This is a genomic window from Cutibacterium acnes (assembly GCF_003030305.1).
Classification (GTDB): domain Bacteria; phylum Actinomycetota; class Actinomycetes; order Propionibacteriales; family Propionibacteriaceae; genus Cutibacterium; species Cutibacterium acnes.
Window position 1 is genome coordinate 2,111,703 of sequence record NZ_CP023676.1, and the last position, 25,118, is coordinate 2,136,820.

Annotated in this window: 22 protein-coding genes; 6 read left to right on the forward strand and 16 right to left on the reverse strand. The window is 61.5% G+C overall.

The features are described from left to right. Nucleotides 1-25 precede the first annotated feature (25 nt). Entirely contained in the window at nt 26-700 is a 675-nt protein-coding gene (gene purQ / locus CPA42_RS10580; RefSeq protein WP_002516327.1) for a phosphoribosylformylglycinamidine synthase subunit PurQ, read from the reverse strand. Between the two features lie 2 nt (nt 701-702). Further along, nucleotides 703-1,965, reverse strand: coding sequence for a phosphoribosylaminoimidazolesuccinocarboxamide synthase (locus CPA42_RS10585; protein ID WP_002518075.1), 1,263 nt, complete (start codon nt 1,963-1,965; stop codon nt 703-705). Between the two features lie 135 nt (nt 1,966-2,100). On the opposite strand from CPA42_RS10585, the gene ahpC reads away from it, so the two are divergent. From ahpC to CPA42_RS10600, 3 genes are all read left to right on the forward strand, one after another. Then, nucleotides 2,101-2,664 (forward strand): alkyl hydroperoxide reductase subunit C, encoded by a 564-nt coding sequence (ahpC, locus tag CPA42_RS10590; protein WP_002514430.1) that lies wholly within the window; start codon nt 2,101-2,103, stop codon nt 2,662-2,664. A gap of 97 nt (nt 2,665-2,761) precedes the next feature. Beyond that, a complete protein-coding gene (ahpF, locus tag CPA42_RS10595; protein ID WP_002516372.1) occupies nt 2,762-4,336 on the forward strand; it encodes an alkyl hydroperoxide reductase subunit F in 1,575 nt (524 codons plus the stop codon). Between the two features lie 6 nt (nt 4,337-4,342). Further along, on the forward strand, nt 4,343-5,287 hold the full coding sequence (locus tag CPA42_RS10600) for a hydrogen peroxide-inducible genes activator (protein WP_002516268.1): 945 nt from the start codon (nt 4,343-4,345) through the stop codon (nt 5,285-5,287). A 33-nt stretch (nt 5,288-5,320) separates the two neighbouring features. Here CPA42_RS10600 and purB read toward each other — a convergent pair whose 3' ends face one another. The 4 genes from purB to CPA42_RS10620 all read right to left on the reverse strand — a co-directional run bounded on the left by purB (nt 5,321) and on the right by CPA42_RS10620 (nt 10,542). Next, entirely contained in the window at nt 5,321-6,754 is a 1,434-nt protein-coding gene (gene purB, locus CPA42_RS10605) for an adenylosuccinate lyase (protein WP_002514433.1), read from the reverse strand. Next, a complete protein-coding gene (gene purD / locus CPA42_RS10610) occupies nt 6,751-8,070 on the reverse strand; it encodes a phosphoribosylamine--glycine ligase (protein WP_002519465.1) in 1,320 nt (439 codons plus the stop codon). Before purD ends, purB begins: the two co-directional genes overlap by 4 nt. Nucleotides 8,071-8,128: 58 nt before the next feature. Continuing rightward, a complete protein-coding gene (locus CPA42_RS10615) occupies nt 8,129-9,427 on the reverse strand; it encodes an adenylosuccinate synthase (protein ID WP_002516230.1) in 1,299 nt (432 codons plus the stop codon). Nucleotides 9,428-9,582: 155 nt separating this feature from the next. Further along, a complete protein-coding gene (locus CPA42_RS10620) occupies nt 9,583-10,542 on the reverse strand; it encodes a GNAT family N-acetyltransferase (RefSeq protein WP_002519466.1) in 960 nt (319 codons plus the stop codon). A 69-nt stretch (nt 10,543-10,611) separates the two neighbouring features. Here CPA42_RS10620 and CPA42_RS10625 point away from each other — a divergent pair, with 69 nt between their 5' ends. Beyond that, on the forward strand, nt 10,612-11,346 hold the full coding sequence (locus CPA42_RS10625; protein ID WP_024513516.1) for a FadR/GntR family transcriptional regulator: 735 nt from the start codon (nt 10,612-10,614) through the stop codon (nt 11,344-11,346). A gap of 124 nt (nt 11,347-11,470) precedes the next feature. On the opposite strand, the gene CPA42_RS10630 is transcribed toward CPA42_RS10625, so the two are convergent. The 5 genes from CPA42_RS10630 to CPA42_RS10650 form a co-directional block, all read right to left on the reverse strand. Next, the gene (locus tag CPA42_RS10630) at nt 11,471-12,160 is read right to left on the reverse strand and encodes an N-acetylmannosamine-6-phosphate 2-epimerase (protein ID WP_002516270.1); all 690 of its coding nucleotides are present in this window, start codon (nt 12,158-12,160) and stop codon (nt 11,471-11,473) included. Between the two features lie 32 nt (nt 12,161-12,192). Continuing rightward, nucleotides 12,193-13,164, reverse strand: coding sequence for a dihydrodipicolinate synthase family protein (locus CPA42_RS10635; protein ID WP_002516222.1), 972 nt, complete (start codon nt 13,162-13,164; stop codon nt 12,193-12,195). After that, nucleotides 13,161-14,063 (reverse strand): DUF4862 family protein, encoded by a 903-nt coding sequence (locus tag CPA42_RS10640; RefSeq protein ID WP_002516203.1) that lies wholly within the window; start codon nt 14,061-14,063, stop codon nt 13,161-13,163. The genes CPA42_RS10635 and CPA42_RS10640 overlap by 4 nt, the downstream gene beginning before the upstream one ends. Nucleotides 14,064-14,087: 24 nt before the next feature. Continuing rightward, complete coding sequence (locus tag CPA42_RS10645; protein ID WP_002516296.1) at nt 14,088-15,692, reverse strand: MFS transporter; 1,605 nt, start codon at nt 15,690-15,692, stop codon at nt 14,088-14,090. A gap of 127 nt (nt 15,693-15,819) precedes the next feature. Continuing rightward, on the reverse strand, nt 15,820-16,347 hold the full coding sequence (locus tag CPA42_RS10650) for a DUF3151 family protein (RefSeq protein WP_002516361.1): 528 nt from the start codon (nt 16,345-16,347) through the stop codon (nt 15,820-15,822). 397 nt (nt 16,348-16,744) lie between these two features. Between CPA42_RS10650 and typA the strand changes: the two genes are divergently transcribed. Together typA and CPA42_RS10665 are read left to right on the forward strand one after the other, a co-directional pair. After that, nucleotides 16,745-18,607, forward strand: a complete 1,863-nt coding sequence (gene typA / locus CPA42_RS10655; protein ID WP_002516314.1) for a translational GTPase TypA — start codon at nt 16,745-16,747, stop codon at nt 18,605-18,607. A gap of 357 nt (nt 18,608-18,964) precedes the next feature. Further along, a complete protein-coding gene (locus tag CPA42_RS10665) occupies nt 18,965-19,318 on the forward strand; it encodes a L,D-transpeptidase (RefSeq protein WP_002519467.1) in 354 nt (117 codons plus the stop codon). A gap of 156 nt (nt 19,319-19,474) precedes the next feature. On the opposite strand, the gene CPA42_RS10675 is transcribed toward CPA42_RS10665, so the two are convergent. From CPA42_RS10675 to CPA42_RS10695, 5 genes are all read right to left on the reverse strand, one after another. Continuing rightward, entirely contained in the window at nt 19,475-19,837 is a 363-nt protein-coding gene (locus tag CPA42_RS10675; protein ID WP_002516357.1) for a biotin/lipoyl-containing protein, read from the reverse strand. A 15-nt stretch (nt 19,838-19,852) separates the two neighbouring features. Further along, nucleotides 19,853-20,095 carry a hypothetical protein gene (locus CPA42_RS10680; protein WP_002516246.1) on the reverse strand — a complete coding sequence of 81 codons (243 nt, stop codon included), beginning with the start codon at nt 20,093-20,095 and terminating at the stop codon, nt 19,853-19,855. 26 nt (nt 20,096-20,121) lie between these two features. Further along, nucleotides 20,122-21,696, reverse strand: coding sequence for an acyl-CoA carboxylase subunit beta (locus CPA42_RS10685; protein ID WP_002516292.1), 1,575 nt, complete (start codon nt 21,694-21,696; stop codon nt 20,122-20,124). A gap of 15 nt (nt 21,697-21,711) precedes the next feature. After that, entirely contained in the window at nt 21,712-23,205 is a 1,494-nt protein-coding gene (locus tag CPA42_RS10690) for a methylmalonyl-CoA carboxytransferase subunit 5S (protein WP_002514451.1), read from the reverse strand. A 320-nt stretch (nt 23,206-23,525) separates the two neighbouring features. Continuing rightward, the gene (locus CPA42_RS10695; protein WP_002516271.1) at nt 23,526-24,884 is read right to left on the reverse strand and encodes a PAS domain-containing protein; all 1,359 of its coding nucleotides are present in this window, start codon (nt 24,882-24,884) and stop codon (nt 23,526-23,528) included. Between the last annotated feature and the right edge of the window lie 234 nt (nt 24,885-25,118).

The window sequence follows — 25,118 nt, forward strand, 5'->3', positions numbered from 1 at the left end:
CCGTACGTCTCCAGGACGAACACCGCTACAGCTGGGCGGACAAGAATGTCATCAACGATCGAAAGAATCCCAGCCCGTCGGTCCCGGCGCCGGTGAGCTCCTCTACAGAATGCTCCGGGTGCGGCATGAGCCCGACCACGTTGCCCGCCTCATTAGTGATGCCAGCGATGTCGTGGACCGATCCATTCGGATTAGCGGTGTAGCGGAAGACGACCCGATTATTGGCCTCCAGCGCAGCTACGGTTGCAGCGTCCGCCACGTAGTTACCCTCGCCGTGCTTAGCAGCAATATGAATGCGCTCGCTGGGACGGAAGTCGCAGGTCCACACGGTGTCCACGCTGGCAACTTGAAGCTGCTGCACCGAACAGTGGAAGCGTCGTTTCTCGTTACGCATCAGGGTGCCAGGCAGCAGATGGGATTCGCACAGTACCTGAAACCCGTTGCAGATACCGAGCACTGGCAGGCCCCCATCGACAGCTCTGCGAATAGACGACATCACTGGCGAGGCAGCAGCCAAAGCTCCTGCACGCAGGTAATCACCATAAGAGAAGCCTCCCGGAAGGATGACGGCGTCGACCCCAGCCAGATCGGTCGAGGCGTACCACAACGACACAGGCTCAGCCCCGGCCAGGCGAACGGCCCGCGCTGCATCCTGGTCGTCGAGAGTGCCAGGGAAGGTGACGACTCCAATGCGCACCATCGTCAGTCCTCCACGTGCACGTCGAAGGATTCAATGACGGTGTTGGCCAACAGCTCAGAGGCCACCTGACGGATCTCGTCGAGACGATCTTCCAAACCCTCACCAGTGATCTCGAAACGCTTACCCTGGCGCACCGTCAAGCCGTCATGGCCAAGCCGAGCGAGCACCGACGTGATGGCCTTGCCCTGGGGATCCAAGATTTCGGGTTTCGGCATGACCTCCACCACTACACGTGACATAGCCCCGATCTTATCGGCACTACAGGACTCCGACTCGCCAGGAACGTCGAGGGCCACCGGTGCAGCGTCCCCGGACTCCCCGGAAACGCTATCCCGCGAAGCCCTCGCGTGCTTGTCATCGTCGGCCTCATTGTGAGGCGTCTCATCGCTGACCTCATCAGACACGTGCCCGCCAGTCAGACGTGCCCAGGCCTCCTCATAACGCCGACTGGTGGCCTTGACGACCTCCTCTGGGAGGGCAGGCGGCTCCTGGTCACTAGCGCGATCCCAACCGGACTCATTCGTGAGCCAATCGCGCACATATTGCTTATCGAAGGAATCTGCCCCCTTGCCGGGCTGCCACGTCTCAGCGTCCCAGAATCGCGAAGAATCAGGGGTAAGCACCTCGTCAGCTAGCACGATGGTGCCGTCGACACGACGCCCGAATTCAAGCTTGGTATCGGCCAGGAGGATGCCTCGCTTCCGAGCGATCTCCTCTGCACGCTGGTAGACCCGCAGCGAAAGGTCATGCAGCTGCGCTGCAACATCGGGACCGACGAGTTCTACCAGGCGTAGATAGTCGATGTTCTCGTCATGTTCTCCCTGCGGGGCCTTAATTGCCGGGGTGAAAATGGGCTCTTCGAGCCGGGACCCATTCTGCAGCCCCTCGGGAAGGCGGATTCCGCACACGGCCTGGTTGCGCTGATATTCGGCCCACCCTGAACCGGTGAGGTAGCCCCGCACGACGCATTCGACCGGGAACATGTCGAGTTCCTCAACGACCATGGCGCGCCCTGCGACCTCGGCGGGGACATCCACGCTCACGAGATGGTTATCGACGATGTCGGCCAATTGGTCGAACCACCACAAGGACATATTCGTCAAGATGGCTCCCTTGCCGGGAACATCGGGGGTCAGGACGTGGTCGTAGGCGCTAATCCGGTCCGTAGCGACCATAAGCAGGCGGCCCGGCTGATCGGGAAGACGATAGAGGCGTCGGACCTTGCCCTCAGCCAGCAATGGAAGATTGAGGTGCGAAGTGACCATGGGGGCATCATGCCACGGGTGCGGGCCCTGGCGACACAGAGAGTCCCGAGTTCACGATCTTTATAGTTATTGGCTATAGATAATATGTTTAGTGATAGCCTTGATCTATCACATCGTCGACGAGAGAGGACACCCATGAGTCTCATCAACACCAAGATCCTTCCATTCAAGGCCAACGCTTTCCGCAACGGGGACTTCATCGAGGTCTCCGATTCCGACATCAACGGCAAGTGGGCCGTGTTCTTCTTTTACCCCGGTGACTTCACCTTCGTCTGCCCCACCGAGTTGGGCGACCTCGCCGACCACTATGAGGAACTGCAGGCCATGGGGGTCGAGGTGTTCTCGGTGTCCACCGATTCGCACTTCGTGCACAAAGCGTGGCATGCCGACTCCGACACCGTCGGCAAGGTGAACTACACGATGATCGGCGACCCGAACCTGCAGCTGACCCGCAACTTCGACGTCGAGCGCGAGGGTGCCGGACAGGCCGATCGCGCCACCTTCCTCGTCGACCCTGACGGCATCATTCAGTTCTACGAGCTCACCGCTGAAGGAATTGGACGTAATGCCACCGAGCTAGTCCGCAAGGTTAAGGCCGCCCAATACATCTACACCCACCCAGGCGAGGTGTGCCCCGCCAAGTGGGAAGAAGGCGATGAGACCCTCGCCCCGTCGATCGACCTCGTCGGCAAGATTTGAGTTCCGACCCGAGCATCTGCTGCAGGGGCGCTCGTCCCTGCGGCGGATCCCCAGACCGGTACCCTTCCCTCCCCCTCCTCACCCCTTCAGGAGAACCATGCTTGATAACGCCCTGACCACTCAGCTCAAGACCTACCTCGAGATGGTGCGCGAGCCGATCGTCCTGGTGCCTTCCCCATACCGGGGTGACGACGCCGCAAAATCGTCAAAGTCGGCTCACATGGACGAGCTTTTATCCGAGATCGCCGCCTTGTCTGACAAAGTGAGCGTCGGTAAGCCCGTCGACAATGAGCGCACCCCCTCCTTTGCCATCACCCGCCCCGGTAGCCCCATCGACATCCGCTTTGCGGGCCTGCCGATGGGCCACGAATTCACCTCACTCGTGCTGGCCCTGCTGCAGGTAGGTGGACACCCCGTCAAGGAGGAGCAGTCCCTCATCGACGCCGTGCGCGCGGTCAAGGGTGAGCACCACTTCGTCACCTACATGTCACTAACCTGCCAAAATTGCCCGACGGTAGTGCAGGACCTCAACGCAATGGCCGTCCTCAACCCGAATATTCACCACACCGCCGTTGACGGTGGCACCCACACCGATGAGGTAGAAGCCAAAGGAATCGCCTCGGTGCCGGCCATCTACCTGGACGGCGAGGACTGGGGCTCCGGGCGCATGGACATGGCCGAAATCCTCGAGCGTCTCGACGCCGACGCCGCCCAGGGAGCCAAGGAAGACCTCTCGCAGCGCGACCCCTACGACGTGCTCGTCGTAGGGGCGGGTCCCGCCGGTGCCGCGGCCGCCGTGTACGCGGCTCGTAAGGGCATTCGCACCGCCATGGTCGGGTCTCGAATCGGCGGCCAGGTACTCGATACCGAGGCCATCGACAACCTCATCTCGGTGCCGCACACCACCGGTCCGCGTCTGGCCGACGCCCTCCGCAGCCACGTCAACGACTACAACATTGACGTTATTGAGCGTCAGACCGCCAGCGCCATAGAGACCACCGGCGGTATGACCACCGTGCATCTGACCGACGGCGACCTGCGGGCGCGCTCAGTCATCGTGGCCACCGGTGCCCGCTGGCGCAACCTTGGCGTGCCTGGCGAGAAGGAATACCGCACCAAGGGTGTGACCTACTGCCCGCACTGCGATGGCCCGCTATTCACAGGCAAAAAGGTGGCCGTCGTCGGAGGTGGAAACTCCGGCATTGAGGCCGCTATCGACCTTGCCGGCGTCGTCGACCACGTCACCGTCGTGGAGTTCCTCGACGCCCTCAAGGCTGACGACGTACTACTACGCACCCTGAACTCACTGCCGAACGTCGACGTCATCACCTCGGCCCGCACCACCCAGATCCTCGGCGACGGATCCAAGGTGACCGGTCTGGAGTACGAGGACCGCACCAGCGGCGACGTTAAGACCATCGAGCTAGCAGGTGTGTTTGTCCAAATCGGTCTGCTGCCCAACACCGAATGGCTCGAAGGTGCCCTGGAGCGCAACCAGCGGGGAGAAATCGTCATCGACGAGCGTGGCACCACCTCAGCCCCCGGAATCTTCGCCGCCGGTGACTGCACCACTCAGCCGTACAAGCAGATCATCATCTCGATGGGGGCCGGCGCCACCGCTGCTCTAGGCGCCTTCGACCACCTCATCCGTCAAAATCCGACACAGAACTGAGGCCGTGTGAACCTTCATGATCTGCGGTATTTCGTCGCCCTGGCCGAAGAACACCACTTCGGCCGGGCTGCGGCGTCATGCGGTGTCAGCCAGCCCACCCTCTCAACTCAAATCCACCGGCTCGAGAACGAGCTCGGCGTGGTGCTGGCCGTGAGGGTGGGACGACGCATCGAGATCACCCCAGTGGGGGAACGCATCGCCCAAGCTGCCCGTGACATGCTGGTGCTATCCGACGACATCCGGACCATGGCGCGGGAGGAAGCCGACCGGATGACCCTCCAGCTGAGGGTCGGGGTATTCCCCACCTTAGGGCCGTTCGTGTTGCCTCAGGTGATCGCCCGATGTGACCAGCACGAGCCTGGCGTGAACATCCATATCGTCGAGAAGCGCACGGCAGAGCTGTTGGAGGCAATCCGCAACGGACAGTTAGACGTCGCCGCAGTGGCAGCCCCCGTTAATGATGACTCTTTGGTGACTATTCCCGTTTTTCGGGAGGAGTTCTTGCTCGTGACGGGGGCTGACGATGAGTTGGCCCGTGAGGAACGACCAATCAATCCGCACGACGTTCCCACCGAAGGGCTCATCCTCATGTCGGAGGGACACTGTCTAAGAGACCAGGTGCTTGAGGTGTGCAGCCCGTCTCATCCGCTGCCTCCCGACACCCTCACGGCGGGATCCCTCGAGACGCTCCGCGAACTCGTATCGGTGGGCGCCGGTCGAACCCTCATGCCGCGCAGTGCGATCTCGGCACCACTTCATGCGGACCCGCGCATCGTGGTGCGGGAGTTCACCCACCCCAGACCCCACCGCGACATCGTGGTGGCTGGCAGACCGGCCACAATGCACCGTCCGGCGGTGCAGACCCTGACCACCATCCTGCGGCAGCTACCAGGTGACGTCGTCGAGCCTCTCGGCGTTGCCGGAGCATCGTTGTGCTCTCACGGGATGTGATGACAACGTGGTGCGTGCCCCGGCACGATCACCTCACAACACCAGACCAGGCAGGTAGTTGGCAGCCTTCGGGTATTCCCGAACAATGTCCTCCACCTTGGCGCACAGCGCCTCGACCTGATCCTGGGCGCCACCAGTGAGATCCAGCGGAGAGGACACCAAACCACGTAGCTGCTCCTTGGTGAGCGGGATGCGCGGATCGGCGGCCAGACGGGCGAAAAGGTCGTTACCAGTGCGACCGGTTTCGCGCATGTCGAGGGCCACGGCTACGGCGTGTTCCTTGATGGCCTCATGGGCGTCCTCCCGACCGACGCCAGCACGCACACAAGCCATAAGGACCTTAGTAGTCGTCAGGAAGGGCAGGTAGCGCTCAAGCTCAGCCTCAATGACAGCGGGGAACGCCCCGAAGTCGCCAAGGATCGTCAAAAAGGTCTCAAAAGCACCATCAATGGCATAGAAGGAATCGGGCAGCGCCACACGACGCACCACCGAACAGGACACGTCACCCTCGTTCCACTGCACTCCCGCCAGACCGGTGGCCATAGTCAAATAGCCACGTAACACAACAAGGAAGCCGTTGACCCGCTCGCAGGAACGAGCATTCATCTTGTGCGGCATCGCCGAGGAACCCACCTGGCCGGGCTTGAACCCCTCGGTGACAAGTTCGTTACCGGCCATAAGGCGGATAGACGTCGCCAGGTTAGACGGGCCTGACAGCACCTGCACCAGAGTTGACATGACCTCAAAGTCCAAGGACCTCGGGTAAATCTGACCGGTCGAAGTGAGTACCTGGTTAAACCCCAGATGATCAGCAACGCGATGCTCAAGATCGTCAAGCTTGGACTCATCACCGCCAAGCAGGTCAAGCATGTCCTGGGCAGTTCCCATCGGGCCCTTGATACCACGAGCCGGGTAGCGCTCAATGAGCTCGTTGACGTGATCCCATGCCACCAGCATCTCATCGATAGCGGTGGCGAACCGCTTGCCCAGGGTCGTCACCTGGGCGGCAACATTGTGAGAGCGTCCAGCAATGGCTTGATCGGAGAACTGAGCGGCCAGGCGCGACAGCTGGTTGAGCGTGGCAACCATTTTGTCGCGCACTAGCCGCAGCGACTCCAGCACCTGCATCTGCTCAATGTTTTCGGTGAGGTCACGGCTCGTCATGCCCTTGTGAATGTGCTCATGACCGGCCAGGGCGTTGAACTCCTCAATCCTGGCCTTGACGTCATGACGAGTAATCGCCTCCCGCTCGGCGATCGAGTCAAGGTCAACGTCGTCGAGAACCGCCTGGTAGTCGGCCAACACCTGTTCGGGATCGTCGCCACCAAAGCTCACACCGAGATCGGCTTGAGCTTCCATGACGGTCAGCCAGAGTCTGCGCTCAGCACGGATTTTGTTTTCCGGCGTCCAGATGGAACGCATGGCCGCGGAGGCATAACGGGTGGCAAGGATATTGGGTACGCTCATGAAGACTCCCCGTCGGTCAGGTTGGTGGAATTCTCGGACTGCGGTGCGCGTCCGTCAGCCATTTCGTCAACGGCCTCGAGCTCGGCTGCATGGCGGGCAATGTCCGTGCGGTGGAACCCGTCACTAACCTCCAACTGGTCGATCCTGCGGTAGGCGTCAGCGCGGGCTCCGGCCAGAGTTTCGCCGTGGCCGAGCACGACGAGAACGCGGCCACCACTGGTAACGAGGCCGTCCCCTTCGATACGAGTCCCAGCGTGCAAAACGTCCTCGTCGTCAACCGGGGCGACGACCCGGCGCCCTTTCGCCGGGCAAGCGGGATAACCCTCGCTGGCCATCACGACGCCGACGGCTGCGCCACAACGGAAGCGAAGACCGTCAACACCGGACAGGTCTCCACGAGCCGCGGCAGCCATGATCTGGGCCATAGGTGACTCCACCATACTCAGTAGTGGCTCAGTCTCGGGATCGCCGAATCGCACGTTGAACTCAACGACTTTGGGACCAGCAGAAGTGAGCGCCAACCCCACGTAAAGCAGGCCGACGAATGGGGTACCGCGATCCGCCATGGCCCTCAGGGTTGGCGAGATGATGGTAGTCGACACCGTCTCGACGAGATCGTCTGGGGCCCACGGCAACGGGGTGTAGGCACCCATGCCACCGGTGTTCGGACCAACTCCCCCATTCCCGACCCGCTTAAAGTCCTGGGCCGGCTGCATCGGAAGGGCACGGGTGCCATCACAGATAGCAAAAAGACTTACCTCCGGGCCGTCAAGGTACTCCTCAACGACCACCCGGTGATCGGACTCGAAACACCGTTTGGCATGAGCGAGAGCCTCGGCGCGATCGTGTGTGACGACGACTCCCTTGCCCCCGGCCAGACCATCGTCCTTGACCACGTATGGTGGCCCGAACTCGTCAAGGGCAGCCGAGACGGAATTGGCATCGTCGCAAGAACGGGAGGCTGCCGTCGGCACACGGGCAGCAGCCATCACTTCCTTGGCGAAAGCCTTCGACCCTTCCAACTGGGCGGCCTCGGCACTTGGACCGAAGCAGTCGATCCCGGACTCGCGCAGAGCATCGGCCACCCCGGCAACCAGCGGCGCCTCCGGGCCGACGACGACGAGGTCAGCTTCCAGGCCACGCGCCAAGGAGACAACGGCATCACAATCGCACGGATCCAACGGATGATTCGTGGCGAAGGATGCCGTCCCCGGGTTACCGGGAGCGACGTGGACGGCGGCAACCTCTGGGTCACGATGGCAGGCCAAGGCAAGGGCATGCTCGCGGCCACCGGACCCAAGGACGAGAACAGTCATGCTGGACACGGGGACTAGCCTAGAACCTACAGCGTCTATTCCCGTCAGCCGGGAGGAATCAGTCAATGAGGTCGTTGATCACGACTGACTCGTCGCGTCCGGCCCCCACGCCGATCCCGGAGACCCGAGTACCCACAAGCTCCTCTAGACGACGCACGTAAGCCTGACAGTTGCGCGGCAGATCATCGAAGGAACGTGCCGTAGAAATGTCTTCACTCCAGCCATCCAGGAACTCATAGACCGGCTTGGCGTGGTGCAAATCGGACTGGGTGACGGGCATAATGTCGGTACGCTCACCGTCAATGTCGTAGCCCACGCAGACCGGGATCCTCTCCCAGCCTGTCAGCACGTCAAGCTTGGTGAGGAACAGGTCAGTCACCGAATTGATCATGACCGCCTGCTGCACCACCAGCGCGTCAAACCAGCCACAGCGACGCGGACGCTTAGTCGTGACACCGTACTCACGACCTTCACTGCGCAGCCGCTCACCATCATCGTCACAGAGCTCGGTCGGGAACGGACCTTCACCAACGCGAGTGGTGTACGCCTTAGCGATGCCAACAATGCGGTCGATGCGAGTCGGTCCGACGCCTGAGCCAGTACACGCGCCCGCAGCGATCGGGTTGGACGAGGTGACATACGGATACGTGCCGAAGTCAACGTCAAGATGATGGGCCTGGGCGCCCTCAAAAAGTATGACCTTGCCCTCGTCAAGGCCCTTGTTGAGAACTCGAGCCACGTCAACGACGTAGGGGCGGATGCGCTCGGCGTGGGCCAGCAGACCGTCGGCAACCTCGCCTGGATCGATAGCGCGACGGTTGTAGATCTTCACCAGGATCTGGTTCTTTTGGTCTAGAGAGGCCTCGACCTTCTGACGCAGGATCGATTCGTCGAAAAGATCCTGGACGCGAATGCCCATCCGATTGATCTTGTCGGAGTAGGTCGGCCCGATGCCACGACCCGTGGTGCCGATACGTCGACTGCCAAGAAAACGCTCAGTGACCTTGTCGAGAGTCTGATGGTACGGGGTGATGAGGTGCGCATTGGCGCTGATGAGCGGGTGCGGAATGTCTACGCCGCGGCCGCGCAAGGCGTCGATCTCATCGGCCAGCACGTCAAGGTTGAGCACGACTCCGTTGCCGAGCACGGCCGTGGAGTTCGGGTTAAGGACCCCAGACGGAAGCAGGTGCATGAAGAACTTCTCGTCATCGACGACGACAGTGTGTCCAGCGTTATTGCCTCCCGAATACCGCACGCAATAGTCGACGCGTTCGGACATGAGATCGGTGGCCTTGCCCTTGCCCTCGTCACCCCATTGGGTACCCATGACGACGATTCCAGGCATGTGTTCCTCCATTTCCTCGCACCACTGTGCGGGTTGCCTCTGGTTGCATCGGCACATGCCGCTGTGCAACCAAGGACACTTTACGTGCCCATAACGACAATGGGCGCGCCGGCCCAGGCCGATCCGTTCCGCCCGCACCAGCCCAGGCCTTTTCGCCAGTGACGTCTCTAAGCGACGGTTGCGCCACCATCCGCCGGATCACCAGCGTCGTCAGCAGGCAGGACCGAAATCTCCATGAGATTCAGGCTGGCCCCCTCCAGCGGAAGGCGAGACGCGAGCGGGCCGAAGTGTGGGTCGCTGCGGTGACCGTCAAAATTGATGCGCTTGTAGCCGGCATCTTCGGCCCAGGTGATCACCGATGACATTGCTGAGGCGACGGCGTTGTCTCCAGCGGGGGTACCAGCCTGCACGGTTTCTGCCACCACGGTCGGGTTCTCGTCCACAAAAACGAAGGCCACCGCCGCGGGTTGACCATCAACAAGCGCTACTCGAGTGGCTTCGGAGTCGAGGTCTTCCAGCTCCTGACGCAGCGCCTCGTGGGCCGCCTCGCTGTCGTCGACCGGGGACCATGATGCGTGCATCCACACGTACATCTGCTCCCACAACGTCTCGAGCACGCCGGGGGCCAGGGTTGCGCCCGAGATGGCTCCGCCCGGGCCAAGGCTGACCCCCTCCAGCACCTCAACCGCTCGTCCAAAATGACGGCGAGGCAGCTCGAAGGGCGGACACGATGCGTAGACCTCTCCACCCAAGGAAAGAATGAAGCTCTCAGCGTCAGAACCAGCAATGGCCTTGGTCGCCAATGGTCGATCTACCCTCTGCTGGATCTGACGCACCAGCCGCGTACCGATCCGATGGCCCCGAGAGTCAGGATGGACCTCAACGTCGATAAATCGACGAGTACGGTGAACTACCGCCAACCACGAAACCGCATATCCGACGATTCGATTCTCGTACAGCGCAACCCTGGCGACGACATCCGGACGGTCGACGCGATCAATCAGAGAACCGGGTTCTCCAAAGGTGATCACCTTGACGTCCTCTGGCCGCATATCGCGGAAAACAACGTGCCCACTCATGTCGCCCTCCTGGGTCTGGCGACGCCTCTGACGTCGCTGTGTCTCCATTCTTCCGCCTTTTGCCACCTCACGTCACCCAAGCTGATTTTCTAGTGTCGTCATCATGACGTCCATGCCATGATTAACGGCATGTCAGATACGAACGATGCCGTCCACCTAGCCGATAACCTCAATCCGGCAGCTGAGCGGATGTTCAAGTGGATTCTCTCCTCAGACCTTGCCCCCGGGGACCCCATCCCGATCGAACAGGACCTCGCGACCCAGTTCGGGATGGCCCGTGGCACAGTTCGTGAAGCGGTGCGCGAATTACGCGCCCTAGGAATCCTTGAGGTGCGGCGTGGACTGGGGACCTACCTGTCTACGGCATCTGCTTCGACGATTCGGCACAGTCTCGTCTACCGGAGCGTCAAACAGATCACCACTGACGAGAGCGGCACCAGGGATTTCATCGGTCTGCGAGAAATGGTAGAGGTGCGGGCCCTTATGGAGTGCTCACTGGTCACCGAAGTCACCGGCCGCATCAGCGCCGAGACCGGACGGGCCCTGCACGCCCTGGCAGCCCGGATGGACGACCCTAAGGACTCCGCCGCTGCGGACCGCCAGTTCCACCGACTGTTGTACGCGGACATGGGCAATCAACTCGCCCGCGAACTGATCGACGTCTTTTGGGACTCCCTCAATCTCGCTGGGCTGATGCTTCCACCAACTAATACAATGCCGGCCACCCGTCACGCCCACGACCTCATCGCCGACTGCGTTATCGGCCATGATCCACAGGCCAGTCGCGAGGCTATGTGGGACCACTTCGCCGCCATTCGGGAGAGGTTGGGAGGGGCACCCCGCACCTCCTGAAGAATGCACGCCACGCAACTTTGAAACAGTCAGCCTGACCTGACTAGCGGAGGATACGCGCCGGTGTGACATACCGAGAAACGTCCCGGCTTCGGCCTGGGAAAGGTGCTCGTCACGGGCAAGGTCACCTCAGCGCGTCACGGAACCATCCAGTGATCGAGGTCGGATGGGTGATCGCGGTCCCTACCACAACGGCGTGGGCTCCCAGGTCCATCGCACGGCGCGCTTGATCCGGGGTGTGGATACGTCCCTCAGCGATGACGGGACGGTCACCATCGAGCTTCTTGACAAGGGCTTCAATAACCTCATAGTCGGGCCCGTCGGCTTTGGGGCGCTCCCCGGTGTAGCCGCACAGTGTCGTCCCGATGAGGTCGGCTCCCGCTTCAGCAGCGAACAATCCGTCATCAACCGAGCCACAATCGGCCATGACGACGACGTCGTATTCACGCTTGAGGCGTTCGATCGTCTCAGCCAGGCTCAACCCGTCGGCACGTTCGCGTCGGGTGCCGTCGAGGGCGACGACGTCAGCCCCGGCAGCTGACACGCAGCGTGCATGGCGCAGGGTCGGGGTGATGTAGATGCCCTCATCACCCTCCTTCCAGATACCAACCACTGGGACGCTCACGCGCCCCTTGACGGCGGAGACATCGGAGAGTCCCTGGGCACGCACCGCCACTGCTCCCCCGGCTTCGACCGCAGCCGCCATCTGGGCCATCGTCTCGGGGTGGCGCAGCGGCTCGCCCGGGTAAGCCTGGCAGGAAACCACAAGCCCTCCTGCCATAGAGGCGATGATCCGGTCGGTGAATCCGCTCATACTTGAATCCTCCTCACATCGATGCTTGTCATTCACGCGAGCTGGCCAACACGACGCAGCACTTCGGCAACTCTCTCCACGTTGTCCCCAGTGAGGGTTGGCAGTGGCACACTCATAGTGTTGGTTTCGATAATGCCGAGAAGCTGCATGGCCGTCTTGAAAGCGCCCACACCAGCGGCCGGACCGACGACACCCTGCGGTGCGAACGCGATCTCCATCAGCTCGGCAGCCTTGTCTTGTTCAATGCGGACCGTCTCCCAATCCCCCTCACGGTAGGCCTTGTACATGGCGACGTAGCTGGTCGCATCAACGTTAGCCAGCCCAGGCACGACGCCGTCAGTACCCGACATAAAGGCCCCGTCGACGACAACCTCGTGGCCGGTGAACAGGGACAGCGGGGAGCCGGCAGCACGGTTTGCCAAGGCGAGACGGCGGAAGGACACGTCGTCAGCCGAGGAGTCCTTGCAGCCTGCGATGACCCCCTCGCGCCCCAACTTCATCATGAGGTCGACGGGCACCTTGACGTGCACACACACCGGGATGTCGTAGACGAACAACGGCAGATCGGTGGCCTCGTGCAAAGCGCGGAAGTGGTTCTCGATCTCGGTCGGCCCGGTGATGGCGTAGAACGGCGCGGTGGCGACAACGGCGTCCACCCCAATCTCCTCGGCCTGACCGATGTGACGGATGACGCGCAAGGTCTCTGTGTCAATGACGCCAGCCAGCAGCGGAACCCGACCGTCGATGATCCGCTTGGCCTCGGACAGGACACGTCCACGCATCTCGTCGTCGAAGAAGGCCACCTCGGACGTGGAACCGAGGACGAACAGACCGTCCACCCCTTGCCCGATGAGGCGGTTGATGAGCTTTTCGTAGGAGGCGACGTCCAGGTCACCGTTGGGGGTTAGTGGGGTGACGACCGGGGGAATGACGCCGTGGAACTTCGTGGTCATGGTGTTGTCCTTCGTGTTGTTCGTGGATGTCGTGTCGTTGATGGGTGTCATGCCGTCGCCATGACGTCATGAATGGAGGTGATCATGGCCAACCGCCGCTCGACGGTGGCATCAGCGGGGGTCTGGATCTTGATGCCTTGGTAGGCCTGAAGGCCTCGGGCCGCATCCAGGAAGGAGCCGACGAGATCCGTAGTCAGGAGGCTGGTGGGTTCGTCGTTTCGCAGCGGAAGGTGAGCGTCTCCCCAGGCCGGGCCATATTGGGTGGCGTCCGGACCAGCACCCGAGAGCATCACCCCGCCGAGCACACCGGCATCAGCCAGCCGGGCGACCTGACGCGCAGGGAGCTCGGGGTCATGGGACTCGACAACGCTGCGGCCCCAGTTGATCGTCAGGTGCACCCTCGTACCGACCACCGCGGTGATCTCGTCGTCCAGACTGAGGAACTCCTTCTCGCCCGGTCCGACGCCACCAGCCGCGTCACAGTGCTCGACGACGATGGCAAGTCCAGCGTCCTCGAAGAGACCGGAGAGCTCAACCAGCGAAGAAGCAAATGCTTTCGCGTCGGCCTTACGACTCGGGGCGGAATGGACCTCGACCCACCTGACGACGGGGTGTCCGACCATCTCGTGCAGGGTTCGCACGTCGTCAACGAGGTTGGTGAACCACTTGAGTGCTCGTTGACGCCCCTGCTCGTCGGAGGACGCCAGACCGAAGTCCGGATCACCGGCCAGCTGACCCATGGTTCCCGGAATGGCCGTCACGACGCAGTGGGCGAACCGGTCGCGCAGTTGATCGGCGAGCCATCGGGGATCGGCGTCGAGGCCGTCCCGGTACGGGATCTCGATACCGTCGACCCAACCGGTCTCGGCCAGGCTCCGGTACAAGCACTCCCGCTCAGCGATGGCCCGTGGCATCGCGGCGTATGCGCCAACGATGGTCGGAGCAGTCATGATACGTCCTCCTTCTCGCTCGCATCACGAGGCGACGATAGTGTCAGGGTTCCGGGAAACAGCAAGCTCTTCATCGACGTGATCCATCCGGTCAGCGGGACGCACGTGGTCGGGGCGCAACAGCTTCTGCATCCGGAGCGGGAAATTGATGGCGATAAGAACGATGATCACCGCGGTGAATACGAAGGACAAGATGAACAGGGTCCATCCGAGGCCCCAGCTGGAGGGCAGCACACCGCCAACACCGGTAGCTGGATCACCTGCCAGGGCAATGCCGAGGACCGGGGCGATAGCCCCACCAAGAGCTCCGACGTTATAAGAGAAACCCAAACCAGCAGCGCGCTTCTCGACCGGAAAGTAGTTCGAAATGAACTTCGGTAGCAGACCAGAGATACCTTGTCCGAACATCTGCTGGACAAAGATGAAAACTCCAAGAAGCACGACCCATATCACCGAGGAATGCACCATGCCTCGGCTGACGAGGAAGACCGGCAGGACGAGGAACTCCGAGATGAGCAGGGAGACCCAATAGGCCTTGCGGGTTCCGAATCTGTCACCGATAAATCCGGCCATGATGCAGCCCGCTGCCGCGCCAAAAGAAGTGGCGGTCACGAGATTGGAAGCGGTGTCGCTCGCCAGGCCCAGGGTTTGGCGATAGTAGGTAGGCAACAGAGCCTGCAAAGGCCAGGAGTAGAGGAAGGCGACAAACACCGTGATCATAACGGCCACACCTGTCGGCCAACGCGGTCCCTCGAACTGGACCATGAAGCTCACCATGACGGCCGCGACAACGACCCACAGCAATGCCAACACGAGCCCCGGGACGCCGCTCTTGAACAGGTAAATGACGATTAGGCATCCGAAAGTTGTGAGGGCCAGAACAATGTTAATGATGCTTCGCTTCGGGTTACGTGCGAAGAGCATGGTGAACATGTCAGTCTTCTTGACAGTCTCGCCGACAGCGGCGCGAGCGGCCTCCTCCTCGCGCATTTTTACAAAGTCGGCGGCCTCAGGAAGGGCACGACGCAGCCACAGGGCCAAGGCGATCGGAATAATGCCAAGCGCGAAGAGTATTCGCCAGGTATGAGGCTCAGCGGAGGTACCACGGGTAAGGTACTCGATGAGGGCATACACCTGAGCCGTCACACCGGCGCCAAGGGAAAATCCGGAAATAAGGAACCCGGAGGCCTTATTCCGCAGACGCACTGGCCAGGACTCAATGACGTAGGTGGCTGAAGAGCCGTACTCACCGGCCATACCCATGCCGATGCAGACACGGGCGACGAAGATAACCCAGAAAGCCGGGGCAATGGCACAGACGACCGATCCACCCGCATAAAGCAGAATTGAGATGACCATAGCCTCCTTGCGGCCGATCCGGTCACCGATAGCTCCCAGCAGCAGTCCGCCGAACCATCGCGCAATAAAAGCAGCGGACACCAAGGTCGCAGTCGCCGCTGGTCCGACGTGAAAGGTCCTGCCGATCTCGGTGAGGACCAGCGTGATCATGACGAAGTCGAATCCGTCCAGCAGATAACCGATCCATGCTGCCCAGAAGGATTTCCACTGCGTGCCAGTCAACTCGTCACGCCATGATTTCCTGGCTGCTATGGCCTCGACGTTGCTCATACGCCCATCTCCATTGATTGGTCGGGTTAACCCGTCGCATTACATTGGACCTTGGATGTCCTATCTCAAGGATGAATCACCAGAATCATGTTGTCAACCTGCCGACGTCTACGTGACGATAACCCCATCACTCCTGATGATCGGACTCCTGCTCATCAGCGAGCTCTTCATCCACGTCGACGTCTACAGCATTATCAGACGGCACATCATCTCCACGCAATGCCTGCCAGGCCTCGTTGCTCAACTCCCGCAAAAGGGTGTCGGCATCGTCGGACTCATCCCCAAATCCAAGCCGCTCGGCCGCCATGGCCAACGCATGGAGGCAACGAAACACACCTTGGTTAGGCAGATAGCCCCAATCCACTGGCCCTTCGCCGTCCCACCCAGCGTCCCGGAGCTGCTCAAGGCCAAGGTCACGACCCGTACGGGCATAGGCGTACGCGGCGACATCAGCGGCATCTGTATCGCTCAACAGCGACCCTTCAGCCAGGAGGGCCCAGCACAGGGATGAGGAAGGGTGCTCCTTGACGACCGTCATGAACTCCCCACGTCCACGCTTAGCAAGTTTGCGAATGGCCGGGTCGGGCGGCAACCGCACGCCGTGATCCTGTCCCTCGATCTCAGTGGTCAGATCGGTGTTTTGCTCCTCAGCCATGATCCCAAGCCTAGGGCGAAATGCGCCGCGGCGCTTATTCGGGCCGCCAATAAAGCCCTACGACAATAAACTTGTTTCAGCCAAGGAGAGGATTATCACCATGTGCCGACCCGTCAGATGTGGCATTTGTGGCAAGACGACTTGGGCCGGATGTGGCGAGCACATCGCCCACGTCAAGGCCCAGGTGCCACCCTCGCAGTGGTGCGATGGAACCCACACGACTGCTGAGAAAACTGCGGCCCAGTCACCACATTCGCGCTCCTGAAGGTGGCGCTGACTCGCTCATTCGTGGCGCAACCCTGCCCTGACCTACACTTCACTGTGGTGTGTTTGCACCCACCAACCACCCGCGGCCCCGTCGCGGTATCTCCATCCTCGATCTGAACCGGAGTTCTGCATGCCCGTACGCAAGGATCTGCGCAACATTGCCATCGTGGCCCACGTTGACCACGGAAAGACCACTTTGGTCGACGCTATGTTGTGGCAGTCGGGAGCCTTCCGCGAGGGTGCCGAAGTCGAGAAACGCGTTATGGACTCGATGGATCTTGAGCGCGAGAAGGGGATCACGATCCTCGCCAAGAACACCGCCGTCAAGCACGTCATGAGTGACGGCGAGGAAATCACCCTCAACATTATCGACACCCCCGGCCACGCCGACTTTGGCGGCGAGGTGGAACGCGGCCTAGAGATGGTCGATGGCGTCATTCTGCTCGTCGACGCCTCCGAGGGGCCACTGCCGCAGACCCGCTTCGTGCTGCGCAAAGCACTAGCCAAGAAGCTGCCTCTCATCTTGGTGCTCAACAAGGTTGACCGTTCCGACGCCCGTATCGACGAGGTTGTCGAAGAAACCTACGACCTCTTCATGGACCTTTCCGACGACGACGATGCCTCCCTGCTTGACGTCCCGGTGGTCTATGCCTCCGCGAAAGCCGGACGCGCATCCCTCAACAAACCCGGGGATGGCGAGTTACCCGATTCCCCCGACCTACAGCCGCTGTTCGATTGCATCCTCGAGAACATCCCAGCCCCCACCTACGACGAGGGCGGGGTGCTACAGGCTCACGTCACCAACCTCGACGCCTCCCCCTATCTTGGCCGTCTAGCCCTGTGCCGTGTCGTCTCCGGTGAACTCACCAAGGGACAGACGGTGGCCTGGTGCAAGCGCGACGGCTCGGTCCAAAACGTCAAGCTCTCCGAACTACTCATGACCGAGGCCCTGGAACGCGTCCCCGCTGAGAAAGCTGGCCCCGGTGACATCGTCGCTATCGCTGGTATCCCCGAGATCACCATCGGCGAGACCCTCTCAGATCCCGAGAACCCGGTCCCTTTGCCGCTCATCCACGTCGATGAACCGTCGATGTCGATGACGATCGGTATCAATACCTCACCGCTGTCAGGTCGGTCCGGTGACAAGCTCACCGCTCGTCTTCTCAAGGCTCGTCTCGATCAAGAACTCATCGGAAACGTGTCGATCAAAGTGGCTGACACCGACCGCCCCGACATGTGGGAAGTGCAAGGCCGCGGCGAATTGCAGCTGGCCGTCCTCGTCGAGCAGATGCGCCGCGAGGGATTCGAACTCACCGTTGGCAAACCGCAGGTCGTCACCAAAACCATTGACGGCAAGCTGCACGAACCTTTCGAGCGCGTCACCATTGATGCCCCAGAAGAGTTCATGGGCCCCGTCACCCAGATGATGGGCCTACGCAAGGGCCAGATGATGCACATGGTCAACCACGGCTCCGGCTGGGTGCGCATGGAGTTCGTCGTCCCAGCCCGTGGCCTTATCGGCTTCCGCACCGAGTTCCTCACCCAGACCCGCGGTCAGGGCATCATGAACCAGATCTTCGAGAACTTCCAGCCCTGGGTAGGCGAATTGCGCACCCGTCAGAGTGGCTCGATGGTCGCCGACCGTCAGGGGGTCGTCACCTCCTACGCCTTGTTCAACTTGCAGGAGCGCGGCACGATGTTCGTCTCGCCGGGCGAGGACACCTACGAGGGCATGGTCGTCGGCGAAAACTCGCGCCCCGACGACATGGACGTCAACCCCACCAAAGAAAAGCACCTCACCAACGTGCGCTCTTCCACCGGCGACGAGTTGGAGCGCCTGATCCCGGCGACGAAGCTCTCGATGGAGCAGCAGCTTGAGTTCTGCCGCGAAGACGAGTGCCTGGAGGTCACCCCAGACGTTGTGCGCATCCGCAAGACCGAACTCAATGCCCACGAGCGGGCCAAAGCCCGCACCCGCGCAAAACATAGCTGATAGACGCCTCAGTGCTGCAGCTCCCCCTAACTAGGGGTGCTGCAGCATCATCGTCATATCACGGCGAAACACCCTGCCACCGCGGGCCCGGGGGGAGAGAGCAGAAACCAGGTCAAAAAATGCGAGCTACCAGGCGTAGCATTTTCATGTCCACGTCCCGAAAGGTTGTGATCAATGCGATCCCCCCGCGCTGCCAGTCTGGCTGCCGCGCTGGTGATGTCACTGTCTGCTGGGGTCGTCGGCGTCGCGAACGCAGAACCAACGGCTTCGCCCGAACCAAGACAGTCTTCGCCCGCTGTCGCTTCTCCAGCCACCCTGCCAATCTCGAATACCGGTGCTCACCTAGACCGTCGCTGCATGAAGGGAACCGTTATCTGCGCCTCCAAGAAGCAGCGCAAGCTCTGGATGGTGCACAACGGGCGCATCCTCATCACCCTTGACGCCCGCTTCGGTCGGGCCAGTGAGCCCACTGCCGAGGGCGTCCATACCATCTACTGGAAAGATAAGAACCACGTCTCCAGTGTCTACGGCTCCCCGATGCCATACTCGATGTTCTTTTACAGGGGCCAGGCCATTCATTACTCTTCGGACTTCTCCCGTCGTGGCTGGAATGGGGCCTCCCATGGCTGCATCAACATCCGCAATATGTCTGGTCTGAAGTGGCTGTGGAACCGCACTCCAACTGGCCGCAAGGTCATCGTATTCAAGTGATGTGACGACGCATGGCCCGGCTCCCATCAGGGAAGCGGACCATCTCGTCTCCTAGGCCACGACCGACAATGTCACAGGGGGGACTCGTAGCCCCTAGACATGGCACCGGCGCCCCACCACCACGGTGAGACGCCGGTGTGTTTCTTGGTTCGAGGATCAGCCCAGAGCCACCAGGCCCTGACCACCCTGGACGGCGTCACCGACAGCCACCAGGATCCCCTTGACGGTTCCGTCCGCCGGGGCATTGATCTCGGTCTCCATCTTCATGGCCTCGAGGGTCAGGAGCACCTGACCGGCCTTGACGGCATCTCCTTCGGCCACCAGGATCTTGGCAACAGTCCCAGCTAGCGGTGCGGGAACCTCGCCCTCACCGGCCTTACCGGCGCCGCCACCGGATGCCTTCATCGGGCCGCCGGCGCCGCCACCAAAGAGGATCGGCGCCATCGGCGCATTGGCGGTCTTATCAACGTCAACGTCAACGTCGTATGCGACGTCATTGACGGTCACCTTGAGCTTCATGTCAGTTTCTCCAGGTCAACGAATCGAATGGTTCTGCTGAGCCCTGCGGCCCTGACGGACCCAGGTCTCACTCGGGGCGAAACGGACGGCCTGAACCTTTCCGTCGTTGCCCAGGTAAGCCGAAACGGCGGCGCAGATGGCGGCGAGCACGTCCTCAGGAACGCCCTTGCTCGTCTTCTTGAGCCGGGAAACCTCGGCTTCCAGCGCCGCGAGTCGCTTGTTCAGCGTCTCGATGACGAGTTCATTGTTCTCACTCATCTTGTCCTCCCATCAGCCTTCTTCGCTCAGCAAGGCATGACGCCGTGCTTCTTGGCCGGACGGGACTGACGCTTAGTGGCGTAGGTCTCCAGAGCGGCGGTGATCTTGCGACGGGTGTCCGCGGGATCGATCACGTCGTCAACCTGTCCACGGGCGGCAGCCACGTAAGGCGTGTTGAAGGCGTTGCGGTACTCCTCGATCTTCGCGGCACGGGTGGCTGCGGGATCCTCAGAGTCCTTGATCTGGCGACGGAAAATGACGTTGGCAGCGCCATCGGCACCCATCACCGCAATCTCCGCGCTCGGCCAGGCATAGACGGCGTCAGCACCCAGGTCACGGTTGCACATGGCCAGGTAGGAGCCGCCGTAAGCCTTACGCAGCACCACGGTGATCTTCGGGACGGTGGCCTCGGAGTAGGCATACAGCATCTTCGCGCCGTGGCGGATGATGCCGCCGTACTCCTGCTGGACACCAGGCAGGAAGCCAGGAACGTCAACCAACTGCACCAACGGAATATTGAACGAGTCGCAGAAGGTAATGAACTCGGCAGCCTTGTCCGAAGCATTGATGTCAAGGCAACCCGACATCACCTTCGGCTGGTTGGCCACGATGCCGACGGTACGACCATTGACCCGGGCAAAGGCGGTGACGATGTTGGTCGCCCAACCGGCCTTGACCTCTAGGTAGTCGCCCCAGTCGACGATCTTGGAGATGACGTCGCGGACGTCGTAGCCCTTCTTACCATCCAGCGGAACGATGTCGCGCAGCTCAGGCTGCGGGGAGACATCGTCATTGGGGTTGGAGATCTGGGCGTCCTCAGTGTTGTTTTGCGGCAGGAAGCTCAGCAACTTCTGCGCGATGAGCACTGCGGCGTCGTCATCTTCGGCCACGAAGTGGATATTGCCCGAGGTGGACATGTGTGCATCCGCACCACCCAGGTCGTCAGCAGTCACCTCCTCACCGGTAACCGACTTGATGACTCCGGGGCCCGTAATGAACATGTGGGCCTTCTTCGTCATGATGATGAAGTCGGTCAGGGCCGGGGAATAGGAGGCGCCGCCGGCGCAGGGGCCAGCAATGATGGCGATCTGCGGCACGACGCCCGACAGCTTGACGTTCGCGTAGAACATCTTGCCGTACCCGGACAGCGAGTCGATGCCTTCTTGAATTCGGGCGCCGCCCGAGTCATAGAAGAACAGAAACGGAGTGCCGGTCAGCAGGGACTGTTCCATCGTCTCGACGACCTTCGTCGACTGGGTCTCGCCAGCCGACCCACCCATGACGGTGAAGTCCTGAGACGCGATGTGGACCGGGCGACCATGGATGGTCGCACGACCGGTGACTACGCCGTCGGCGGGAACTTCGGCCTTGTCCATGCCGAAAAGGGTGGTGCGGTGCTTACGGAACGCACCCACCTCATCGAAGGAATAAGCATCAACGAGGTTGTCGATCCGTTCACGGGCTGTCTGCTTGCCCCTGTCACGCTGCTTTTGCAGGCGATCCTCGCCCCCGCCAAGCTCCACAGCGTGGCGCTCGTCGGCGAGCTGCTCGATCCGGCCGGCCATGGTATCGGCCAGCTTGATTGGTTTCTTCTCAGCCATAGTTGGCGATCATCCTCACGCAGGCTCGACGGTCACCTGGTGGCTGTTGCCACCGACCGTCACGTTGTAGTTGACCGGTCCGGCGATGCCGGCAGCGCCGGTGCCTTCCTTCTCGGCCTTCAGCTGTGCCTCGGTCATCGCGACGCTCTTCGGGCCCTGTGCGCGTTCCTTGAGGAACTTCGGGGCAACTCCCGGGAACAGGGCGTTGGTAAGAACGTCCTCGTCGGAGCCGTCGAAGCCCTCAAGACTCTTGGCCTGCTCGACCAGCTGGTCCCACTCAGGCTCGAGCAGGTCGGCGGGACGGCAGTCGATCGGCTCCTTGCCGGTCTGCTTCTTGGCCATCTCAACGATCTCGGGATTGAGCTCGCCAATGGGCTTGCCGTAGTAGCCAAGCATGAGGTCGGCAAACTCGGCAGTGAGGTTCTTGTACGAACCATTGCCCATCAGGACGTTGAACACCGCCTGGGTTCCCACGATCTGGGAGGACGGGGTGACCAGCGGCGGGTAGCCGGCATCCTTACGAACGCGCGGCACCTCCTTCATGACCTCATCCATGCGGTCTCCAGCACCCTGGGCCTCGAGCTGGGACTCCATGTTGGAGAGCATTCCGCCCGGGATCTGGGACTGGAAGATGTTGGTGTTGACCAGCGTCTTCGACTCGAACTTCTTGTACTTCGGACGCACCTTCTTGAAGTGGTCGCGGATCTTGAGCAGGCGATCCATGTCGAGGCCGGTGGTGTACTCGGTGCCCTCGAGCATCTCGACCAAAGACTCGGTTGGGTTGTGCCCCGGGCCGAGCGACATCGACGAGATAGCGGTGTCGACGACGTCGACACCAGCCTCGATGGCCTTCTGCAGGGTGACCAGGGTGACGCCCGTGGTGGAGTGGCAGTGCAGGTTGATCTGCACGTCCGGATGGTTCTCCTTAATGCCCTTGATGATGTCGTAGGCAGGCTGCGGCTTGAGCAAAGCAGCCATGTCCTTGAAGGCGATCGAGTCGGCACCCATGTCGATGAGACGATCGGCCTGCTTGACGAAGCTCTCTGGGGTGTGAATCGGGGAAGTGGTGTAGCAGATGGTGCCCTGGGCGTGCTTGCCGGTCTTCTTGACGGCTGCCATCGCGTGCTCAAGGTTGCGAGGATCGTTCAGAGCATCGAACACCCGGAACACGTCCATGCCGTTCTCGGCCGACTTCTCGACAAACTTGTCGACGACCTCGTCGTTGTAGTGGCGGTAGCCCAGAAGGTTTTGGCCACGCAGCAGCATCTGCAACCGGGAGTTCGGCAGCAGCTTGCGGAAAGTACGCAGACGCTCCCATGGGTCTTCGTTGAGGAATCGGATGCAAGAATCGAAGGTAGCTCCGCCCCAGCATTCAACGGACCAGAAGCCTGCCGCATCAATGTCGGCACAGGCATCAACCATGTCCTCCATGGCCATGCGAGTGGCAAGCAGGCTCTGATGCGCGTCGCGGAGCACGAGCTCGGTAACGCCAATCTTTCGTGGACTCATGAATCTAATCTTTGCACCTTCCCCGAAGCTTTCACCGACTTGGGGTCAAAGTTCCACACCCTAACAGTGTTCAGCCACGAAGGCGTTCACCTGAGGACACCGAGAAGAGGTACCCGGACGGCGCCACGAGCCTGCCGCCACGGGATCGCCTACGCGGATTCACTGACGCCATTTCCCGTCGGAGCCCGACTCCTTCAAGGCGGCCCGAATCGGCACTTTCGCACCGAACGGGACCGCCGTTTTATCCGAGGAAAAACGCATATGTCGAGAGCGTTGCTGCTGATAGTCCGACCCAACCATGGGCCGGACTCCGGCGTGGTTCAGCGTCCGGCCGCCACCTCGGCCCCGAGACGACGGATCTCAGCCAGCACCGAGACGTCCAATTCCTCGTTCGAGGCGTCTGCGAGTTTGTGCAGCCCAGCAACGACGTCGGTCAGCTCAGCGGCCATCGCCTGGCTGGCGCCGATCTGCTCCTCCACCCGCGGAACGAGATCAGCCACCCCGGCCGATAGCTCCCGTTGGCTGGCCATCTGCTGCCAACTGGTGAGCAGGGCGGTCGGCATAGCCATCAGATCAGCTAGCTCCTGGGTGCAGGACGCGGCGCGATCGGCCAAGTCGCGCACCTCGTCGAGGCGACGGTTCGCCTCCGACATGGCTTCCTCCACAGCCCGAGAAAGGTCATCGATGGCGGGGAGGGCACGTTGCCAACCGTCCACCTCGGCCCACAGCTCGGAAACAAAGCTGCGGGTCGACTCGACCTGGATGTGGGCCACCGCCAGGCCGAAACTCGTGAGATCCGCGCTGGTAGCCATGGCGTCGAGGTCGGCGACTACCCCGTTGACCAGCGGCGCTATCTCGGCGTCCATCCGGCTCCACAGGGTGAGGACAGTCACCAAGGGCCGCAACGACGCCTCAGTAGCTTCACGGGAATCAGTAATGACGTCAGCAGTGCGCTGCGATTCGGTCATCGCCTTACTCAGGGTGCGCGCGGTCCGACCGGCTTTGGACGAGAGGTCGCTTAGCCCGTCGAAGGTCTCCAGCCAGGTCTCGACCAACTGTCGAGCCCGGTTGACCTGGCTCGACAGCTGTCCCAAAGTCGTCTCGTCAACCATGCCACGGCAGGCACGGTGCTGCCGCCGACGTACCGACACCTCCTGAACCAACGCCTTGCGCATGAACGTCCCGTAGTCGGGGTATCCGGCCTGTTCGAGGGCCGTCTTGACGGCATCAAGACCACGGCGGGCTCGTTCAGGAGCACCGCATCCCTGTTCACCGGCAATCCACTCGGCGTCACGACCCGCCTGGTAGACGGTCTCGGCCGCCTGAAGCATCTCGGGCACCTGCGGGGTGACGCGCACCGACAGGTAGCCCTCCCCCAACGGCACGACGGTGGCCAGCACCGTGTAGGTGGCACCATCAGCAGCGAGGTTGTGGACGTAGGCGCAAAAAGGTTCCCCGGTTTTGATTGTCGTCCACATGGCGAGGAATGCCGCACCGGGCATCATCGGGTGACGAATAATGTTATGAGGCGCTCCGATGAGGTCATCCCAGGAGTACCGGGAGATGTCTACGAAAACCGAGTTGGCTTTCTCTATGACCCCTTTGGCATCGGTAGTCGAGAAGAAGATCTCTTCCGGCTCGACGATACGGTTCTCTCCGGTCGGTTCAGGTCGAGACATGGCCCTCCTTGGTCAGTATGTGTATGTGTGGTTCAAGGAAGTCCTCGTCATCTCACCATGTACATAGTCGCCGCCGCCACCGCCCAACGGCCAGAGGATTTCCCCGTCAGGCGCATAGTGGTCTAAACGGAACCTGCGGTCAACTCCAACCCATTAACACGTCGACCGCAACGAATCTCTCCTGCACGATGGCGGTGTCGGCCGCGAGCGCAAGGCCAGCCGCAAGCGATATGG

What these genes read in the sequence shown, in the direction of transcription:
- CPA42_RS10635 (WP_002516222.1), bottom strand. Translation starts at nt 13,164, where the DNA reads ATGACACCCATCAACGACACGACATCCACGAACAACACGAAGGACAAC.
- CPA42_RS10615 (WP_002516230.1), bottom strand. Translation starts at nt 9,427, where the DNA reads ATGGAGGAACACATGCCTGGAATCGTCGTCATGGGTACCCAATGGGGT.
- CPA42_RS10680 (WP_002516246.1), bottom strand. Translation starts at nt 20,095, where the DNA reads ATGAGTGAGAACAATGAACTCGTCATCGAGACGCTGAACAAGCGACTC.
- ahpF (WP_002516372.1), top strand. Translation starts at nt 2,762, where the DNA reads ATGCTTGATAACGCCCTGACCACTCAGCTCAAGACCTACCTCGAGATG.
- CPA42_RS10630 (WP_002516270.1), bottom strand. Translation starts at nt 12,160, where the DNA reads ATGAGCGGATTCACCGACCGGATCATCGCCTCTATGGCAGGAGGGCTT.
- CPA42_RS10585 (WP_002518075.1), bottom strand. Translation starts at nt 1,965, where the DNA reads ATGGTCACTTCGCACCTCAATCTTCCATTGCTGGCTGAGGGCAAGGTC.
- purB (WP_002514433.1), bottom strand. Translation starts at nt 6,754, where the DNA reads ATGAGCGTACCCAATATCCTTGCCACCCGTTATGCCTCCGCGGCCATG.
- CPA42_RS10625 (WP_024513516.1), top strand. Translation starts at nt 10,612, where the DNA reads ATGATTAACGGCATGTCAGATACGAACGATGCCGTCCACCTAGCCGAT.
- CPA42_RS10685 (WP_002516292.1), bottom strand. Translation starts at nt 21,696, where the DNA reads ATGGCTGAGAAGAAACCAATCAAGCTGGCCGATACCATGGCCGGCCGG.
- CPA42_RS10690 (WP_002514451.1), bottom strand. Translation starts at nt 23,205, where the DNA reads ATGAGTCCACGAAAGATTGGCGTTACCGAGCTCGTGCTCCGCGACGCG.
- CPA42_RS10675 (WP_002516357.1), bottom strand. Translation starts at nt 19,837, where the DNA reads ATGAAGCTCAAGGTGACCGTCAATGACGTCGCATACGACGTTGACGTT.
- purQ (WP_002516327.1), bottom strand. Translation starts at nt 700, where the DNA reads ATGGTGCGCATTGGAGTCGTCACCTTCCCTGGCACTCTCGACGACCAG.
- CPA42_RS10645 (WP_002516296.1), bottom strand. Translation starts at nt 15,692, where the DNA reads ATGAGCAACGTCGAGGCCATAGCAGCCAGGAAATCATGGCGTGACGAG.
- typA (WP_002516314.1), top strand. Translation starts at nt 16,745, where the DNA reads ATGCCCGTACGCAAGGATCTGCGCAACATTGCCATCGTGGCCCACGTT.
- CPA42_RS10695 (WP_002516271.1), bottom strand. Translation starts at nt 24,884, where the DNA reads ATGTCTCGACCTGAACCGACCGGAGAGAACCGTATCGTCGAGCCGGAA.
- CPA42_RS10640 (WP_002516203.1), bottom strand. Translation starts at nt 14,063, where the DNA reads ATGACTGCTCCGACCATCGTTGGCGCATACGCCGCGATGCCACGGGCC.
- CPA42_RS10620 (WP_002519466.1), bottom strand. Translation starts at nt 10,542, where the DNA reads ATGGAGACACAGCGACGTCAGAGGCGTCGCCAGACCCAGGAGGGCGAC.
- CPA42_RS10650 (WP_002516361.1), bottom strand. Translation starts at nt 16,347, where the DNA reads ATGGCTGAGGAGCAAAACACCGATCTGACCACTGAGATCGAGGGACAG.
- purD (WP_002519465.1), bottom strand. Translation starts at nt 8,070, where the DNA reads ATGACTGTTCTCGTCCTTGGGTCCGGTGGCCGCGAGCATGCCCTTGCC.
- ahpC (WP_002514430.1), top strand. Translation starts at nt 2,101, where the DNA reads ATGAGTCTCATCAACACCAAGATCCTTCCATTCAAGGCCAACGCTTTC.
- CPA42_RS10665 (WP_002519467.1), top strand. Translation starts at nt 18,965, where the DNA reads ATGAAGGGAACCGTTATCTGCGCCTCCAAGAAGCAGCGCAAGCTCTGG.